This is a genomic window from Thermus sp. H19.2, assembly GCF_054979525.1.
In genome coordinates this window covers 1,560,110-1,576,013 of sequence record NZ_CM143429.1, presented here as the reverse complement: position 1 = coordinate 1,576,013, position 15,904 = coordinate 1,560,110, and the positions used below count along the sequence as shown (strand labels likewise).

Annotated in this window: 14 protein-coding genes; 6 read left to right on the top strand and 8 right to left on the bottom strand. The window is 68.0% G+C overall.

Translation table 11 applies throughout. The features are described 5' to 3' along the window. The first annotated feature begins 23 nt into the window (after positions 1-23). Positions 24-995, top strand: coding sequence for a tRNA (adenosine(37)-N6)-threonylcarbamoyltransferase complex transferase subunit TsaD (gene tsaD, locus ACY5J6_RS08545; RefSeq protein WP_462846513.1), 972 nt, complete (start codon positions 24-26; stop codon positions 993-995). 38 nt (positions 996-1,033) lie between these two features. After that, a complete protein-coding gene (gene secA / locus ACY5J6_RS08540; RefSeq protein ID WP_462844556.1) occupies positions 1,034-4,024 on the top strand; it encodes a preprotein translocase subunit SecA in 2,991 nt (996 codons plus the stop codon). A gap of 136 nt (positions 4,025-4,160) precedes the next feature. On the opposite strand, the gene ACY5J6_RS08535 is transcribed toward secA, so the two are convergent. From ACY5J6_RS08535 to ACY5J6_RS08505, 7 genes are all read right to left on the bottom strand, one after another. Then, positions 4,161-4,895 carry a YebC/PmpR family DNA-binding transcriptional regulator gene (locus ACY5J6_RS08535; protein ID WP_462844555.1) on the bottom strand — a complete coding sequence of 245 codons (735 nt, stop codon included), beginning with the start codon at positions 4,893-4,895 and terminating at the stop codon, positions 4,161-4,163. After that, complete coding sequence (locus ACY5J6_RS08530; protein WP_462844554.1) at positions 4,882-6,417, bottom strand: cation:proton antiporter domain-containing protein; 1,536 nt, start codon at positions 6,415-6,417, stop codon at positions 4,882-4,884. The genes ACY5J6_RS08535 and ACY5J6_RS08530 overlap by 14 nt, the downstream gene beginning before the upstream one ends. A gap of 205 nt (positions 6,418-6,622) precedes the next feature. Further along, complete coding sequence (locus ACY5J6_RS08525; protein ID WP_462844553.1) at positions 6,623-7,261, bottom strand: DsbA family protein; 639 nt, start codon at positions 7,259-7,261, stop codon at positions 6,623-6,625. A gap of 80 nt (positions 7,262-7,341) precedes the next feature. Next, positions 7,342-8,286: a polyamine aminopropyltransferase gene (speE, locus tag ACY5J6_RS08520; RefSeq protein WP_462844552.1), complete on the bottom strand. Its 945-nt coding sequence runs from the start codon at positions 8,284-8,286 to the stop codon at positions 7,342-7,344. 2 nt (positions 8,287-8,288) lie between these two features. Next, entirely contained in the window at positions 8,289-8,690 is a 402-nt protein-coding gene (locus tag ACY5J6_RS08515) for an S-adenosylmethionine decarboxylase family protein (RefSeq protein WP_462844551.1), read from the bottom strand. A 41-nt stretch (positions 8,691-8,731) separates the two neighbouring features. Next, a complete protein-coding gene (locus ACY5J6_RS08510) occupies positions 8,732-11,317 on the bottom strand; it encodes a DNA translocase FtsK (RefSeq protein WP_462844550.1) in 2,586 nt (861 codons plus the stop codon). 63 nt (positions 11,318-11,380) lie between these two features. Continuing rightward, positions 11,381-11,872 carry an OmpH family outer membrane protein gene (locus ACY5J6_RS08505; RefSeq protein WP_054638572.1) on the bottom strand — a complete coding sequence of 164 codons (492 nt, stop codon included), beginning with the start codon at positions 11,870-11,872 and terminating at the stop codon, positions 11,381-11,383. A gap of 96 nt (positions 11,873-11,968) precedes the next feature. Between ACY5J6_RS08505 and ACY5J6_RS08500 the strand changes: the two genes are divergently transcribed. Both ACY5J6_RS08500 and ACY5J6_RS08495 read left to right on the top strand, forming a co-directional pair. After that, complete coding sequence (locus ACY5J6_RS08500) at positions 11,969-12,409, top strand: hypothetical protein (RefSeq protein WP_462844549.1); 441 nt, start codon at positions 11,969-11,971, stop codon at positions 12,407-12,409. A 173-nt stretch (positions 12,410-12,582) separates the two neighbouring features. After that, positions 12,583-13,215 (top strand): CBS and ACT domain-containing protein, encoded by a 633-nt coding sequence (locus ACY5J6_RS08495; protein ID WP_462844548.1) that lies wholly within the window; start codon positions 12,583-12,585, stop codon positions 13,213-13,215. On the opposite strand, the gene pheA is transcribed toward ACY5J6_RS08495, so the two are convergent. Next, positions 13,212-14,033, bottom strand: coding sequence for a prephenate dehydratase (pheA, locus tag ACY5J6_RS08490; RefSeq protein ID WP_462844547.1), 822 nt, complete (start codon positions 14,031-14,033; stop codon positions 13,212-13,214). The genes ACY5J6_RS08495 and pheA overlap by 4 nt on opposite strands. Before the next feature lie 71 nt (positions 14,034-14,104). Between pheA and ACY5J6_RS08485 the strand changes: the two genes are divergently transcribed. Next, complete coding sequence (locus tag ACY5J6_RS08485; protein WP_462844546.1) at positions 14,105-14,854, top strand: response regulator; 750 nt, start codon at positions 14,105-14,107, stop codon at positions 14,852-14,854. Positions 14,855-14,857: 3 nt separating this feature from the next. Continuing rightward, positions 14,858-15,880 carry a lipid II:glycine glycyltransferase FemX gene (locus ACY5J6_RS08480; protein ID WP_462844545.1) on the top strand — a complete coding sequence of 341 codons (1,023 nt, stop codon included), beginning with the start codon at positions 14,858-14,860 and terminating at the stop codon, positions 15,878-15,880. Positions 15,881-15,904 lie beyond the last annotated feature (24 nt).

The following is a 15,904-nucleotide window of genomic DNA, read 5'->3' as shown; positions in this document are numbered from 1 at the left end:
CTACCCCTGCTAGAGTGAAGGCGGTGTGGGTCTTGGGGATTGACACCTCCTGCGACGACACCGGGGTGGGCCTGGTGGAAGACGGCGAGGTGCGGGTCAACCTGGTGGCGAGCCAGGTGCGCCTGCACGAGGCCTTTGGCGGCGTGGTGCCCGAGCTTGCGAGCCGCGAGCACTTAAAGGCCCTCCCCCTCCTCGTGGAGAGGGCCTTGGCCGAGGCGGGCCTTACGCCTAAGGGCCTGGACCTCGTGGCCGCCACCCGGGGCCCCGGGCTCATCGGGGCCCTCCTCGTGGGGTACGCCTACGCCAAGGGGATGGCCTGGGCCCTGGAAAGGCCCTTTTACGCCGTCCACCACCTCGAGGGCCACATCGCCGCCGCCTGGCCCGAGGGGCTAGGGCCCCCCTTCCTCGCCCTGGTGGCCTCTGGGGGGCACACCCACCTCTACGAGGTCCTGGACCTCGGCCGCTACCGCCTCCTCGGGGCCACCCGGGACGACGCCGCCGGGGAGGCTTTTGACAAGGTGGCGAGGCTTCTGGGCCTGGGCTTCCCCGGGGGACCCGAGGTGGAGCGCCTGGCGGAGGAGGCCGAGGAGGCCGTTCCCTTCCCCGTGCCCCTAAGGGGCCAGGAGGGGTACGACTTCAGCTTCTCCGGCCTCAAGACGAGGGCCCTCCACCTGGTGGAGAAGGGCTTTCCCAAGGCCGCCCTGGCCAAGGGCTTCCAGGAGGCGGCCATCGCCCACCTGGCCGAGGTGGTCCTGAGGGCGGCGGAGGACACGGGCCACCGGGTGCTCCTGGTGGCCGGGGGGGTGGCGGCGAACCGGGCGCTGCAGGAGCGCTTTAAGGAGGCCGGGCTAAAGGTTTACTTTCCCCCCAAGGGGCTTTCCCAGGACAACGGCGCCATGATCGCCCTCGCCGCCTGGCGCCGCCACCAAAGGGGCTTCCCCCCAAGCCCCCTCTCCCTGGGGGCCACGGCCTACTGGCCCTTGGAGGAGGCCTGAAGGCTTTCTCATCCCGAAGGGGTACAATCGGCCTTAGGATGCTGGGCCTCATACGGAAGCTCTTTGACAACAACGAGCGGGAGATCGCCCGCTACCAGAAGCAGGTGGTGGAGCCCACGAACCGCCTCGAGGCCGAGGTGGAGAAGATCCAAGACCTCGCCGCCGCCTACCGGGAGCTCAAGGAGAAGCACCAGAAGGGGGCCTCCCTGGACGAGCTTCTCCCCATGGCCTTCGCCCTCACCCGGGAGTCGGCCAAGCGCTACCTGGGCATGCGCCACTTCGACGTGCAGCTCATCGGCGGGGCCGTCCTCCACGAGGGCAAGATCGCCGAGATGAAGACGGGCGAGGGCAAGACCCTGGTGGCCACCTTGGCCGTGGCCTTAAACGCCCTCACCGGCAAGGGCGTCCACGTGGTCACGGTGAACGACTACCTGGCCCGGCGGGACGCCGAGTGGATGGGGCCCGTCTACCGGGGCCTGGGCCTTTCCGTGGGGGTCATCCAGCACGCCTCCACCCCGGAGGAGCGCCGCAAGGCCTACCTTTGCGACGTCACCTACGTGACCAACGCCGAGCTCGGCTTCGACTACCTCCGGGACAACATGGCCATAAGCCCGGACCAGCTCGTCCTCCGCCACGACACTCCCCTCCACTACGCCATCATCGACGAGGTGGACTCCATCCTCATCGACGAGGCCCGCACCCCCCTCATCATCAGTGGCCCCGCGGAGAAGGCCACCGACCTCTACTACAAGATGGCGGAGATCGCCAAGAAGCTGGAAAGGGGCTTGCCCGCCGAGCCCGGGGTGCGCAAGGAGCCCACGGGGGACTACACCATAGAGGAGAAGAACCGCTCCGTGCACCTCACCCTCCAGGGCATCGCCAAGGCGGAGAAGCTCCTCGGGGTGGAGGGCCTCTTCAGCCCGGAGAACATGGAGCTCGCCCACATGCTCATTCAGGCCATCCGGGCGAAGGAGCTCTACCACCGGGACCGGGACTACATCGTCCAGGACGGCCAGGTCATCATCGTGGACGAGTTCACGGGCCGCCTCATGCCGGGCCGCCGCTACGGGGAGGGCCTCCACCAGGCCATCGAGGCCAAGGAGGGGGTCCGGATCGAGCGGGAGAACCAGACCCTGGCCACCATCACCTACCAGAACTTCTTCCGCCTTTACGAGAAGCGGGCGGGCATGACGGGCACTGCCAAGACCGAGGAGAAGGAGTTCCAGGAGATCTACGGCATGGACGTGGTGGTGGTGCCCACCAACCGCCCCATGATCCGCAAGGACTTCCCCGACGTGGTCTACCGCACGGAGAAGGGGAAGTTCTACGCGGTGGTGGAGGAGATCGCCGAGAAGTACGAGCGGGGCCAACCCGTCCTGGTAGGCACCATCAGCATCGAGAAGTCGGAAAGGCTCTCCCAGATGCTCAAGGAGCCCAGGCTCTACCTCCCCAGGCTGGAGATGCGCCTGGAGCTCTTTAAAAAGGCCAGCGCCAAGCAGCAGGGCCCGGAGTGGGAGAGGCTTCGGAAGCTTCTGGAAAAGCCCGCCCAGCTCAAGGACGAGGACCTCGCCCCCTTTGAGGCCCTCATCCCCCAGAAGGGGAACCTGAGGGCCGCCTGGGAAGGCTTAAAGAGGGCGGTGCACACCCTCGCCGTCCTCCGCCAGGGGATCCCCCACCAGGTCCTAAACGCCAAACACCACGCCAGGGAGGCGGAGATCGTGGCCCAGGCGGGGCGGAGCAAGACGGTCACCATCGCCACCAACATGGCGGGGCGGGGCACGGACATCAAGCTCGGCGGCAACCCCGAGTACCTGGCGGCCGCCCTCCTGGAGAAGGAGGGCTTTGACCGGTACGAGTGGAGGGTGGAGCTCTTCATCAAGAAGATGGTGGCGGGAAAGGAGGAGGAGGCTAGGGCCCTCGCCGCCGAGCTCGGGGTGAGGCAGGAGCTTCTGGAGAAGATCCGCGAGATCCGGGAGGAGTGCCGGGCCGACGAGGAGAGGGTTCGGAACCTGGGGGGGCTCTTCATCCTCGGCACGGAGCGGCACGAGTCCCGCCGCATAGACAACCAGCTCCGCGGCCGCGCCGGGCGCCAGGGGGACCCCGGGGGAAGCCGCTTTTACGTCTCCTTTGACGACGACCTCATGCGCCTCTTCGCCTCCGACCGGGTCATCGCCATGCTGGACCGGATGGGCTTTGACGACTCCGAGCCCATCGAGCACCCCATGGTAACCCGCTCCATAGAGAGGGCGCAGAAGCGGGTGGAGGACCGGAACTTCGCCATAAGGAAGCAGCTCCTGCAGTTTGACGACGTCCTAAGCCGCCAGCGGGAGGTGATCTACGCCCAGCGCCGCCTGATCCTCCTCGGCAAGGACGAGGAGGTGAAGGAGGCCGCCTTGGGCATGGTGGAGGAGACGGTGGCCTCCCTGGCGGAGAACTTCCTGAACCCCGAGGTCCACCCCGAGGACTGGGACCTCGAGGGCCTCAAGGCCGCCCTCCTGGACACCGCGCCCCAGCTTCAGGACTTCCCCTTTGCGGAGCTTAGGGCCCTGAGGCCCGAGGAGGGGGTGGAGCGCCTCGTGGAGGCCGCCCTCAAGGCCTACGAGGCCCGGGAAGCGGAGCTTTCCCCGCCCCTCATGCGGGCGGTGGAGCGCTTCGTGATCCTCAACGTGGTGGACTCCGCTTGGAAGGAGCACCTTCACAACCTGGACGTCCTCCGCCAGGGGATCTTCCTCCGGGGTTACGGCCAGAAGGACCCCTTCCAGGAGTACAAGATCGAGGCCACCCGCCTCTTCAACGAGATGGTGGCCTTCATCAAGACCGAGGTGGCCAAGTTTCTCTTCCGCCTCAAGGTGGAGGCCGAGCCCGTGCGCCCCGTGCGGGAAGCGCCCTTCGTCCCCGTGCCCGAGAAGCGGGAGGAGACCGGGGTCTTCGGGGTGGAAAGGAAGCGCTCTCTGCCCCCGCCCCAGCCGGGGCTTTCCCGGGCGGAGCGCCGCCGCCTGATGCGGGAGGAGAAAAAGCGCAAGAAGTAGACCGCCCGAAACACGGGATGCCCAAACTAGGGTTGTAAGGAGGCCCCGCCGCGGCGAAAGCCGCAAGTGGGGTTTCGCCCAAGGCCAGGCGCGGTAGGGGGGCCCCCATGCTGGCTTGGGCCAGCATGGGGTGGGATTAGGCCTCCACCTGGAGGCTTGCCGGGTCTAGGTTGGTGTAGACGTGCTGCACGTCGTCCAGGTCCTCCAAGGCCTCCACCAGGCGCATCACCTTAGCGGCCTCCTCGGGGCCTAGGGCCACCACGTTTTGGGGGTGCTGGACCACCTCCACGGCCTCCACCCGGATGCCCCGGGCCTTGAGGGCCTCGGCGATGCGGTAGGCCTCGGCGGGGTCGGTGTAGACGGTGAGGCTTTCCCCCTCCTCCTCGAGGTCCCAAGCCCCCAGCTCAATGGCCGCCTCCTGGGCCGCCTCGGTGTTCTCGCAGACCAGGACCCCCTTGCGCTCAAACTGCCAGGCCACGCTTCCCGAGGTGCCCAAGGAGCCCCCGTACTTACCGAAGACGTGGCGCACCTCGCCGGCGGTGCGGTTGCGGTTGTCGGTGAGGGCGTAGACCAAGACGGCCACCCCTCCGGGGGCGTAGCCCTCGTAGACCACTTCCTCGTACTGCTCGCCGCTTTCCCCGCCCCCTTGCAGTTTCTGCAGAAGGCGCTCGATGTTTTCCATGGGCACATCCTCGGCCCTGGCCGCCTCGATGGCGTTCCGGAGCTGGACGTTGGCCTCGGGGTAGGGGCTTCCCCCGGCCCGGGCCGCGGCCTGGATGGCCCTCAGGTGCTTGGAGATGATCTTGCCGCGCTTGAGGTCGTTGGCGGCCTTCTTTCGCTTGATCTGTGCCCACTTGCTATGACCGGCCATGGCTCACCTCACCCATTATAGCCAGCTCCTCCAGCACCCTTTCCCCCAGGCGCTCCCCGGCTTCCCGGAAGGGGTGGAAAAGCAGGTTGACCCCGGCGGCCTCCAGGATGGGGTCTTCTTCCAGGTGGAAGCTGGTGGCGGCGAGGACCCCGGAAAACCCCCGCTCCTTGAGCCAGCGGGCCGCCAGAAGCTTGGCCTCGAGGTCCGGCAGGGCGAGGACCACCGCCTTGAGCCCCGAGAGGTCCAGCCTTTCCCAAAGCTCCGGGTCCTCGGCGTCCCCGTAGAGCACCCACCGCCCCTTAGCCCGGTGGCGCTCCACCTTCTCGGGGTCGGCGTCCAGGCCCACGGGCCTTTCCCCCTTGGCCTCCAGCACCTTGTACACCGCGCCCCCCGTGCGCCCCATCCCCACCACCAGGGCCGTGGCCCCGTCCAGCCGCTCGGGCTCCTGGTCGGGGTGGCGCCCCGGGCGCTCCAGGCGAAGAAGGAGGGGCTCCAGACGCTTGTAGAGGGTGTGGCTGAAGCGGGCCAGGGGGGCGGAGAGGACCATGGAGAGGGCCACCAGGAGGGCCAGGGTGGCGAGGTCCGTGGGGAGGACCCCCGCCCTCTCCAGGGCCACCCCCACGATGAGGGCGAACTCCGAGTAGTTCCCCACGTAGATCCCGGCCACGAACCCCGTCCTGGCCCTAAGGCCCGAAAGGAGGAAGAGGGCCAGGAAAAGGGGGGTCTTCAGGAGGGAGAGGAGGAGGAGGCCCAGAAGGAGGTCCAGGTCCACCCCCTGTAGGCCCTGGCGCATGCCGATTTCCAGGAAGAAGGCCACCAGGAAGGCTTCCTTCAGGCTCCAAAGGGCCCGGCCCATCTCCGCCCCCTTGGGGTGGCCTGCGAGGAGGGCCCCGAAGAGGAGGGCCCCGAGCTCTGGGGAAAGCCCCACCTGGCGGAAGCCCTCTCCCCCGAGGAGGGCCACGCCGAGGCCGAAGAGGACCAGAAGCTCCTCGTGCCCGCTCCTTTCCAGAAGCCAGCTCACCCCGAAGCGGAGGAGGGGGAGAGAGAGGAGGAGCGCCGCCCAGGGGCTTAGCTCCTTGGCCCCGTAAAGCCCGAGAAGCCCCACGGCCACCAGGTCCTGCAGGATCAGGATACCGATGGCCAGCCTCCCGTGGTAGGTGGTGAGCTCTTTTTTATCCTCCAGGAGCTTGGCCACCAGCACCGTGCTGGAGAAGGCCAGGGCCAGGGCCAGGGGGGGGCTTGGCACCAGGAGGAAGGCCAGCAGCCCAAAGAGCAGGAGGTGAACCCCCCCTATCCCCAGGACCCGGGGGTCCAGGAGGTCCCTTAGGCGGAGCTTGAGCCCCACGCTAAAGAGGAGGAGCAGGACCCCGATCTCCGCTGCCTGGGCCAGGAAGGCCGTTTCCCGGAAGCCTAGGCCGTGGAGGAGAAACCCCGCTCCCAGATAGCCCACCAAGGGGGGAAGGCCCAAGCGGTGGGCCAGCAGGCCTAGGGCGAAGGCCACGGCTACCCAAAGGGCCTCCATGCCCCAAGGGTAGCAGAGCGGCCTTCGGGGAAGGGTTTCTTCTTCGGGACTTATACCCCTTTGGCGTGAACCCTTCGCCTAAGCCCAAGTACGGAAGCCCTGCGGGCCTTTTGGACCGGGGCCCCCATGCTGGCTTGGGCCAGCATGGGGTGGTATTACCTACACCGCCCCGGGGCGGAGGGCGAGGGACCCGCAAAGATGGGCCTCAGTAAGAGGGAGAGGCGGGGGCCTTGTCCAGAAGGGCCTTCCACTCCTCGTAGGGGAGGAAGCCCGTGCGCTTTTCCCCGCCGATGAAGAAGGTGGGGGTGCCGGTGAGGCCGAGGTCCGTGGCCAGCTTCTGGTCGGCCAAGACCCCCTCCCGCATGCGCCCGGAGGCCAGGCACTGGGCGAAGCGGGTCCCGTCCAGGCCCAGCTGGTCTGCCAGGTCCACGAGGTAGCGGTCCAGGCTCTCCCCAAGGAGGTTGCCCCAGGCACCCGCGGCCCGGAAAAGGGCCTCGTGGTACTCGTAGTAGCGCCCCTGCTCGCTGGCGCAGGCCGCGGCCTCGCTTGCCCGGATGACGTTCGCCTGCCCGGGAAAGGGGAAGTCCCGGAAGAGGTAGCGCACCTTTCCGGTGTCTATGTACTCGGCCTTGAGCCGGGGGAGGACGTTTAAGGCGTGGTTCTGGCAGTGGGGGCAGAGGTAGTTGGAGAAGTCCACCACCACCACGGGGGCGTCCTCCCGGCCCAGGGCGAAGCGGGCGCCTTGGGCCGGGTCCAGCCCCTTCTTTCCTTTGGGCCCCAGGAAAATCCAGCCCAGGCCCAGGAGGGCCAGGAGGAGCACTATGAGGACTATAGCGCGCTGCATGGGCCTACTCTACCACAGGAAGGGCGAGAAGGCGTTATACCGCTCCATGCTGGCCCCTTTCGGCGCAGGGGAAGAGGGCATCAGCCGGAATAGGGGGCCTGCCGGGCTTCCCCTTCCGGGGTCACGTAGAAGGGGTTGGCGTCGGTGGAGACCAGGGTTTCCCCCTCGATGGCCTCCTGGAGGTCCTTGGGCAGGACGAACATGGCCTCGAGGTAGGGGGCGGAAAGGTGCTTCAGGGCCAGACCCCGCTCGCGGATGCGGGCCTCGAGGATCCCCTCGGAGAAGGCCGCCGGGTCAAAGGCGTCGGAGGCCAGGAGGAAGCCGAAGTTGAGGAAGAAGCCCGGGATGTGGTTCTTGTAGCTACGCACGTGGCGGAAGGCCTCCCGCACCGTGCGGTGGACCACGGGGTGGATCCGGTGATGGGTGAGCATGATCATCCCCGCCTGCATCCCCATGACTCCCCCCGGGTTCAGGTGGGCCTTCACCAGGCGGTAGAACTCCACGGTGTAGAGGAGCCTGGCGGGGTTCTCCTCCCCCACGGGGTCGGTGAGGTCAATGAGGATGACGTCGTACCGCTCCTCCGTGCGCTCCAGGTAGGCCCGGGCGTCGTCAATGACGAGGACGGCCCTCGGGTCGTCAAAGGCCCCCTGGTGCCACTCGGGCATGTGCCGCTTGGCCACCTCCACCAGCTCCCCGTCGATGTCCACCATCACCGCCTTCTCCACCGTGGGGTGCTTGAGGACCTCCCTGAGGGTCGCCCCCTCCCCGCCCCCCACGATGAGCACCCGCTTGGGCTCGGGGTGGGTGAGCATGGCGGGGTGGACCAGGGTCTCGTGGTAGATGTACTCGTCCCGCTCGGTGCTCTGCACGTCCTTGTCCAGGACGAGCACCTTGCCGAAGCCCCTGCTCTCAAACAGGAAGTAGTCCTGGTACCGGGTGCGCCCGGAGGCGATAACCCGCTCCATGCGGCGCACCATGGTCTCGTAGGGGGTGATGTGCTCAAAGAAGTACATGCCGTAGTCCATGCCTAACCTCCTTTCCCTTGGGAAAAAGTCCGGCGCCGGATGGCGTGCTCCGTGCCCCGCCAGTAGCGAAAGGCGGACTCCTCCTTGGCCCCGAAGGCCCGGGAGAGGCCTTTGAGCACCTCCTCGGGGTCCACCCCGTCCCGGTAGAAGTAGAGATCCAGGGTGGCGGAGGCGTTGTCCTCGGGCCAGGTGTGGATCATCACCGCGGCCACGGGGCTCACCACCGCCGCGGAAAGCCCCTGGGGGTGGAACTTGTAGACCACCGACTGGACCGAACCCTTAGGGGCTCCTAAGCGCATCACCGCATCCAGAAGGGCCGCCTCCACCATCTTGGGGTTTTCCAAAACCGAGAGGTCGCACCCGTAGATCTCCGCCACCCAGCGCCCGCCCGGCACCGTTTCCACAAGCGCCCATCATAGCCCCCCTCCCCCGGGGGGGCAACCCCCTAGCCGAAAAAGTCCTTGAGCTGGTCCTTGGTGACGAGGACTTCGCGGGGCTTGGAGCCCCGGGGCGGGCCCACGATGCCCATGGCCTCGAGGGCGTCCATGAGCTTCCCCGCGCGGGCATGGCCCACGGAAAGCCGCCTCTGCAGGCGGCTCACCGAGCCGTAGCCCTCTTCCACCACGATTTCCGCCGCTTTCCTCAGGAGCGGATCGGAGAAGTCCACCTCCCCCGGGCCCCCGCCTTCCGGGGCCTTCGGCGGCTCAAAGTCGGCCCCGTAGGCCTCGGCGAAGCGGTCCTCGTAGCTTTGTCCCCGCAGGAAGGCCGCCACCCGGGCCACCTCTTCCTCGGAGAGGTAGGGCACCTGGAGACGCACGGGCTTGGGCAGGCCCGGCTGGAAGAAGAGGGCGTCCCCCTGGCCGATGAGCTTCTCCGCCCCCTGGGTGTCCAGGATGGTGCGGGAGTCAAACCCGCTGGAGACGGCAAAGGCCAGCCGGGCGGGGATGTTCACCTTGATGAGGGAGGTGAGGATGTCCACGCTGGGCCGCTGGGTGGCGAGGATGAGGTGCATCCCCGTGGCCCGGGCCATCTGGGCGAGGCGCAAAATGGCCGCCTCCACCTCCTTGGGGGCGGTCATCATCAGGTCGGCGAGCTCGTCCACCACGATGACCAGGTAGGGCAGCGCCTCCTCGGGGTCCACCTTGGCGTTGTACTGCTCCAGGTTTCGGGCCCCCACCTGGCTCATCATCCGGTAGCGCCGTTCCATGTGGGCCACCGCCCCCTGCAGGACCCCGGCGGCCTCCTCGGGGCTCGTGACCACGGGGCGCACCAGGTGGGGGATGCCCTCGTAGGGGGTGAGCTCCACCATCTTGGGGTCGATGAGCAGGAGGCGCAAGGCGGTGGGAAGGTGCTTGAAGAGGAGGCTCTGGATGAGGACGTTGATGGCCACGCTCTTGCCGCTTCCCGTGGAGCCGGCGATGAGGAGGTGGGGCATCCTGACCAGGTCCCTGACCCAGATCTCCCCCTCTATGCTCTTCCCCAGGACCAGGGGGAGGAGGGCCTTGGCGTGCTGGAAGGCGGGGGAGAGGACGGCCTCGGAGAAGCGGACCAGCTCCCGCTTGGGGTTGGGTACCTCCAGGCCCACGGTGTTTTTGCCAGGGATGGGGGCCTCTATCCGCACCGCCCCCACCGCCAGGGCCCGGGCCAGGTCGTTTTGTAGGCTTTGGATGCGGCTGATTTTTTCCCCGGGGGCGGGGAGGAGCTCGTAGCGGGTGACGCTGGGCCCCCGGGCGTGGCCCACCACCTCCGCTTGGACGCCGAACTGCTTCAGGGTCTCGGCGATGGCCCTTTTCAGGCGCTCGGCCTCCTCTTCCAGGGCCCGGCTTCGCTCCTTGGCCTCAGGGGGGTCAAGGAGGTCAGGGGTGGGAAGGGCCAGGGCCGTGTTGGGGGCGGGGGAGGGTCTTGGGGTCTCCACGGGCTGGGGGGTTTCCCGCGGAGGGTCGGGGAAGACCAGGTCCAGGTCCAGTTGGGGCTCGGGCCTTTGGGGGCTTGGGGCCTCGGGGGGAGGGGCGCCGGTGAGGAGGGCTCTGAGGCCTTCCTTCTGGCCTTCGGGGTGGGCCTCGAGGAACCGGAGCCAGCGGGCGAACTCCTGGAAGCGGGCCTCCAGGTCCGCCACGAGCCCAGAGGCCTCTTCCCATTGGGCCTGCCTTTCTAGAAGGAGGCGCCTTCCCCGGAGGAGCCCTTTCAGGCTCGCCCGCACCCGGGCCGGTTCCAGAAGGCCCTTGACGCGGGCGAGGAGGGTCTGGGCCTCGAGGAAAAGGGCGGCCCGCCTTTCCTCCAGGGCGTCCCTTAAGGGGCCCTCCCCGGCCAGGGGGCGGCCTAGGGCCTGGAGGAGGGCCTGGAGCCTGGGGAGAAGGGGGCGCTCCTCCTCGGCCAGGCGCCGTTCCAGCTCCCCCGCCCGTTCTTCTAGGAAGCTTTTTAGGGCCCTTTCCACCTCGGGGAGTTCCTTGGGGCTCAGGCTATGGGCCAGGGCCTTGAGGGCGGCGTGCTCAGGGTAGAGGCGGGCCAGAACCCCGATCCGCCGCCTTAGGAGGAGGGTCTTAAGCCCGTGGCGCCCCTTGCGTACCCCCTCCACCCCGAGGCGGAAGGCGGAGAGGAGCAGGTGGAAGGGGGGGCGGCCCCGCCAGAGGTCCGCCACCAGGGAGGCCAGAAGGAGGGGAAGGGAAAGCCCCAGGAGGCCAGCCTTGGCCTCTAGCATGGCCTTCCAACCCTGGCCCAGCTTTCCGGAGAGGGGACCCAGAAGGGGAAGGAGGCCGAAGGCCAGGAGGTGGAGGAAGAGAAGGTGGCGCAAGAGGGGCCTTAGGGGCCTATGGCGGTAGAGGGCATAGGCCAGGGGAAAGAGGCTTAGGGCCAGGAGGTAGGCGGGAAGCCCGAGGAGGCTGTAGAAGTGGGCCTTAAGGAAGGTTCCCAGGGCGCCTGTGGGGACCCCTAAGGGGGCCAGGAGGAAGATTCCCAGCGCCGCCACTGCGGCGGACCAGGCCTCGAGGTCGCGGTTGGGAAGAGGTTTGGCGGCGGGCTTCCGCTTGGCCATCGGAGCCATTATAAAGGGCCGAACCCCCTGGGACCCGCATCCCAGGGGGCCATGCGGAGGCGGCTAGCGCTTGAGCTCCTTGATGACCGCCTGGGTGAGGTCGGTGTCCTCGTCGGCGTAGACCACCAGGCCCGACTGGGCCGCCACCTGTCGGCTCATGACCACGGCGAAGCCCTGGGCCTTGGCCACCTTGGCGATGGCCTGGTCCACGTCCTCGAGGATGGGCTTGAGCACGGGGTTCTGCCGCTCTTGCCACTTCTTGAGGGTCTCCTGGTAGGTCTTGGTCAGGGCCTCGTAGTCCTGGCGCTCCTTGGCCGTGGCCTGGCCGGAGCGGACCTTCTGGTCCAGGGGCTTGATCTTTTCCTCCAGGGGGGCGAGCTCCTTGCGGGCCTGGGCCTGGAGGTCCTGGACCTTTTTGTAGTCGGGGTGAGCCTGGATGAGGGCGTCGGCGTCCACGAAGCCCACGCGGGTGGCCAGGTTTTTGTTCTGGGCCAGCATGGGGGTGAGGAGGGCGCCGAGGGCCAGGAAGAGGGCCGCGAGGGGAAGCCGTTTCATGGGAAAGAGCTTACGAGCCAAGGGTTAGGCGAAGGTGAGAGGAGGCTTCCTTCCTTTGGGGGAGAGGGAGGGTAGGATGGGTGCCCGGAGGTGCGTATGCGTAAGGCGACGTGGCTTTTTCTGCTTTTCCTCCTGAGCGGCCTGGCCTCGGCCCAGCGGGCGGTTTCCTTCCGGCTTTCCCTCCCCAGCCCCGGCCCGGGGCTAGGGGTGGGCCTCGAGGCGCCCCTGGAGCGGAACCTGGCCTTCCGCGCCTTCGGGGACCTCTTCCCCGGGGGGCCCAGCGCCTTGGTGGCCGGAGAGGTGCTCTTCAAGCCCGACCTGGGCCAGCTGGACCGGGACCTGAGGGGCATCCGCCCCTACTTCGGAGGCGGCCTGGGCGCCTATTTCGGCGGCGCAGGGGAGGTGGGGCTCCACCTCTCCTTGGGGGTGGAGTTCCTCCTGGAACCCCGCACCGGCTTCTTCGTGGACGGGGAGTACTTCTACGCCTTTGGCGGCGGCCGCTTTGGCCGCACGGTGATCGGGGCCAACCTGCGCTAGGTACCCCGCCGCGGCGGGGGTCCCAAAAAGCCCCCTCCTAGCCCCATTTCGGACATCCCATGTCGCGAAACCCAAGTGCGGGCGCTTAACCCCGAAGGGGCTTTGGGGTCTTTGCCCCCGTCCGGGGACATTTTTCACCGGCCTTCCCGCTAGACTGGAGGCGGAGGTGAACCATGCTGGTCCGGGACTGGATGACCAAGGACCCCCTCACCGTGGCCCCCGATACCCCCGTGTTGGAAGCCATAAACCTTCTGAAGCACAAAGGCTTCCGCCGCCTTCCGGTGGTGAAGGACGGGAAGCTCGTCGGCTTGGTGACGGACAAGGACCTGAAGGACGCCATGCCCTCCAAGGCCACCACCCTCTCGGTGTGGGAGCTGAACTACCTCCTTTCCAAGCTCACGGTGCAGGAGGTGATGGCCAAGCCCGTGGTCACCGTGGGGGTCGAGGAGCCCTTGGAGAAGGCGGCCCTTCTCATGGAGGAGAAGAAGATCGGCGGCCTGCCGGTGATGGAGGGGGAGAGGCTGGTGGGCATCATCACCGTGACCGACGTCCTTCGGGCCTTCATCGAGGTCCTGGGCCTGAAGCTTGGGGGCCTCCGCATCACCGTGGACGTCCCCGATGTGCCTGGGGCCCTGGCCCAGATGGCCCAGGCCGTGCCCCCGGCCAACATCGTCTCCATCGCCACCGCGGCCCATCTGCCTGGCTACCAGCGCCTGGTGATGCGGGTGGTGGGGGAGGACGTGGAAAAGGTCCCCGAGCGCTTGCGGGCCGCGGGGGAAAAGGTGGTGGACGTCCGGGCGGGCTAGGCGCCGTTTTGGTAAGCGGGGTAGGAGCCCAGGACCTTTAGGAAGGCCACCCGCCTCAAGAGCCCCAGGAGGGCCTGGGCGGGGCCTGGGTCCTCCAGATGGCCCTCGAGGTCCAGGTAGAAGAGGTAGCTGAAGGGCTTGTCCCGGCGGGGCCGGGACTCCAGCTTGGTGAGGTTGACCCCGGCTTCGGCGAAGACGGAAAGGGCTTCCAAAAGTCCCCCCGGGCGGTGGCGCACGGCGAAGACGATGCTGGTCTTGTGGGGACCTTCCCCCTTTTTCGCCTCCTCGCGCCCGATGACGAAGAAGCGGGTGTAGTTGTGAGGGTAGTCCTCTATGTTCTCCGCCAGGACCTCCAGCCCGTAGAGCTCGGCGGCCCGCCTCGAGGCGATGGCTCCCACTCCAGGCTCGGGGTGCTCGGCTAGGGCCCGGGCGGCCCCCGCGGTGTCGTAGACGGGGATGGGGGTCAGGCGCATCCGGGCCAGAAAGCCGTCGCACTGGGCCAGGGCCTGGGGGTGGCTCTTCACCGCCTTGAGGTCCTTTAGCCCCGTGCCCCTGGGGGCGAGAAGGCAGTGTTCCACCCGGTGGATGACTTCCCCCACCACGTGGAGGTCGCTTTCCAGGAGGAGGTCGTAGGTCTGGTGGATGCTCCCGGCGGTGGTGTTCTCCACGGGCACCACCCCCAGCTCGGCCTCTCCCGCCTCCACCGCCTCAAAGACCTGGTGAAAGGTGGGGAAGCCCAGGGGCGTGGCCCCGGGGAAGGCCTTGAGCAGGGCCTCCTCGCTGTAAGCCCCTTCCGTGCCCTGGAAGGCGATCCTCATCGCCCCATGATACTTCCCTGGGAACCTGGGGAAAAGGGCTTTCGTGCACGGAAGCGTCCCCTTGGCGTAGCATGGTTTTCGTGGCGCGCCTTCTCGTGGTGGACGACGATCCCCGCATCCGCTACCTCCTGGAGGTGCTCCTTTCCGGCTCGGGCCACGAGGTGGTCCTGGCGGACTCGGCCAAGGTCGCCTTGGAGTACCTGCGCAAGGAGACCCCCGACCTCATCGTTCTGGACGTCATGATGCCCGACATGGACGGCCTCTCCCTCCTAGGGCGTATTCGCGCCGTCCGCCGCCTGAGCAAGGTTCCGGTCATCCTCTTCACCGGGGGCGGGCGGGAGCTGGAGGGGGTGGGGAAGGCCCTGGGGGCGGACCTTTTTCTGGAGAAGCCCGTGGCGGGGCGGCGGCTGAAGCAGGCCGTGGAAGGCCTGCTAAGCCGGGAGGGGTACCTTTTGCCTGGGGGGGAGCGGGTGGCCACCCTCGAGGAGGTGCGCTCCCGCCTCGTCCAGGCCCTCCCCGAGGAGGGGCGCTTCCGGGAGCTTTGGCTTAGGACGGCAAGCCGCCGGGCCCTCCTCAAGAACCTGGTGGCCAAGGGCTGGACCGAGGCGCTTCTGCGCCGCATCCTCCCCGGGGCCTACGACCTCTATGACCTTTTGGGCCACCTGGCCTACGGCTGGCCCCTGGTGCCCCTCGCCGAGCGGGCGGCCCGGGTGAGGGAGCCGCGCTTCGCCGAGGCCCTTAAGGCCTACCTGGAGCGCCAGGGGCTGCCCTTGGAGGGGGACGGCCTCCTGGAAGACCTCGCCCGGGCCCTGTACCCTTGAAGGGTGTGGGAGCTTTCGGAAATCCAAGAGCCCGAGGCCTGGAATGCCCTGGTGGCGTCCTTTCCCATCACCAGCGCCCTGCAGTCCTGGGGCTGGGGGGAGGTGAAGCGCCTTTCCGGTTGGACGCCGAGGCGCCTCGCGGTCTACCGGGAAGGCGAGCTCTTCGGGGCGGCCCAGATCCTCCTTAGGTCCTTTCCCGGGGGCCTTGCCCTGGCCTACGCCCCTAGGGGACCGGCCCTCCGCCGCCTCGAGGACCTCCCCGCCGTGGCCCGGGCCCTGGCCCGGGGGGTGAGGGGCACCCACCTCCTCCTGGAACCGGAGGCCGGCCTTCCCGCCGAGGCGCCTCCCCCCACGTTTCCCGGCCTCCTTCCCGAAGAGCCCGTGCAGCCGGCCTTTTCCCTCTGGCTGGACCTTACCCAAGGGGAAGAGGCCCTTATTAAGGGCATGAAGGAGATGCACCGGAGGAACGCCAGGCTCGCCCTCAAACGGGTGGAGCTCTCGGTGGAGGGCGAGGGGGCTTTTTTAGATTTCTTCCGTCTTTTTGAGGAAACCAACCGGCGGGCCAAGCTTCTGCAGCATTCTGAGGCCTACTACCGGGCGGTATTAAAGGAGATGAACCAGCCCTTGGGGGAGGCCTTCCTCGCCGTGGCCCGCAAGGAGGGGGAGGCCCTGGCCGCCGGGCTTTTCGTGGCCTTCGCCGGCAAGGTGGACTACCTCTACGGGGGAAGCAGCCGGAAGCACCCGGAGGCCAAGGCTCCCATGGGGATGCACCTGGCCGCCATCCGCCATGGCCTGGCCCGGGGGTACCGGGTCTACGACCTTTGGGGGGTGCCGCAAACCCCCGAGGGGAGCCACGCCGAGGGGATCTGGCGCTTCAAGGAGGGGTTTGGGGGCAGGAGGGTGCGCTTTCCCGCCTACGCCCTGCCCCTTTCCCCCCTCTACCGCCCCTTGAAGGCCCTTCTCCGGCTGCGGAAGACCTGGGTGAACCTCCGGGTGCGGGGAAACCCCCGGGACGTGCTGGGGTAACCGCTCCCCTCCGGCCTAAGTGCC

Coding starts and splice junctions, on each gene's coding strand:
- ACY5J6_RS08485 (WP_462844546.1), top strand. CDS start 14,105: ATGGTTTTCGTGGCGCGCCTTCTCGTGGTGGACGACGATCCCCGCATC.
- ACY5J6_RS08510 (WP_462844550.1), bottom strand. CDS start 11,317: ATGGCCAAGCGGAAGCCCGCCGCCAAACCTCTTCCCAACCGCGACCTC.
- speE (WP_462844552.1), bottom strand. CDS start 8,286: ATGGACTACGGCATGTACTTCTTTGAGCACATCACCCCCTACGAGACC.
- ACY5J6_RS08505 (WP_054638572.1), bottom strand. CDS start 11,872: ATGAAACGGCTTCCCCTCGCGGCCCTCTTCCTGGCCCTCGGCGCCCTC.
- ACY5J6_RS08535 (WP_462844555.1), bottom strand. CDS start 4,895: ATGGCCGGTCATAGCAAGTGGGCACAGATCAAGCGAAAGAAGGCCGCC.
- ACY5J6_RS08525 (WP_462844553.1), bottom strand. CDS start 7,261: ATGCAGCGCGCTATAGTCCTCATAGTGCTCCTCCTGGCCCTCCTGGGC.
- ACY5J6_RS08530 (WP_462844554.1), bottom strand. CDS start 6,417: ATGGAGGCCCTTTGGGTAGCCGTGGCCTTCGCCCTAGGCCTGCTGGCC.
- ACY5J6_RS08495 (WP_462844548.1), top strand. CDS start 12,583: ATGCTGGTCCGGGACTGGATGACCAAGGACCCCCTCACCGTGGCCCCC.
- secA (WP_462844556.1), top strand. CDS start 1,034: ATGCTGGGCCTCATACGGAAGCTCTTTGACAACAACGAGCGGGAGATC.
- pheA (WP_462844547.1), bottom strand. CDS start 14,033: ATGAGGATCGCCTTCCAGGGCACGGAAGGGGCTTACAGCGAGGAGGCC.
- ACY5J6_RS08500 (WP_462844549.1), top strand. CDS start 11,969: ATGCGTAAGGCGACGTGGCTTTTTCTGCTTTTCCTCCTGAGCGGCCTG.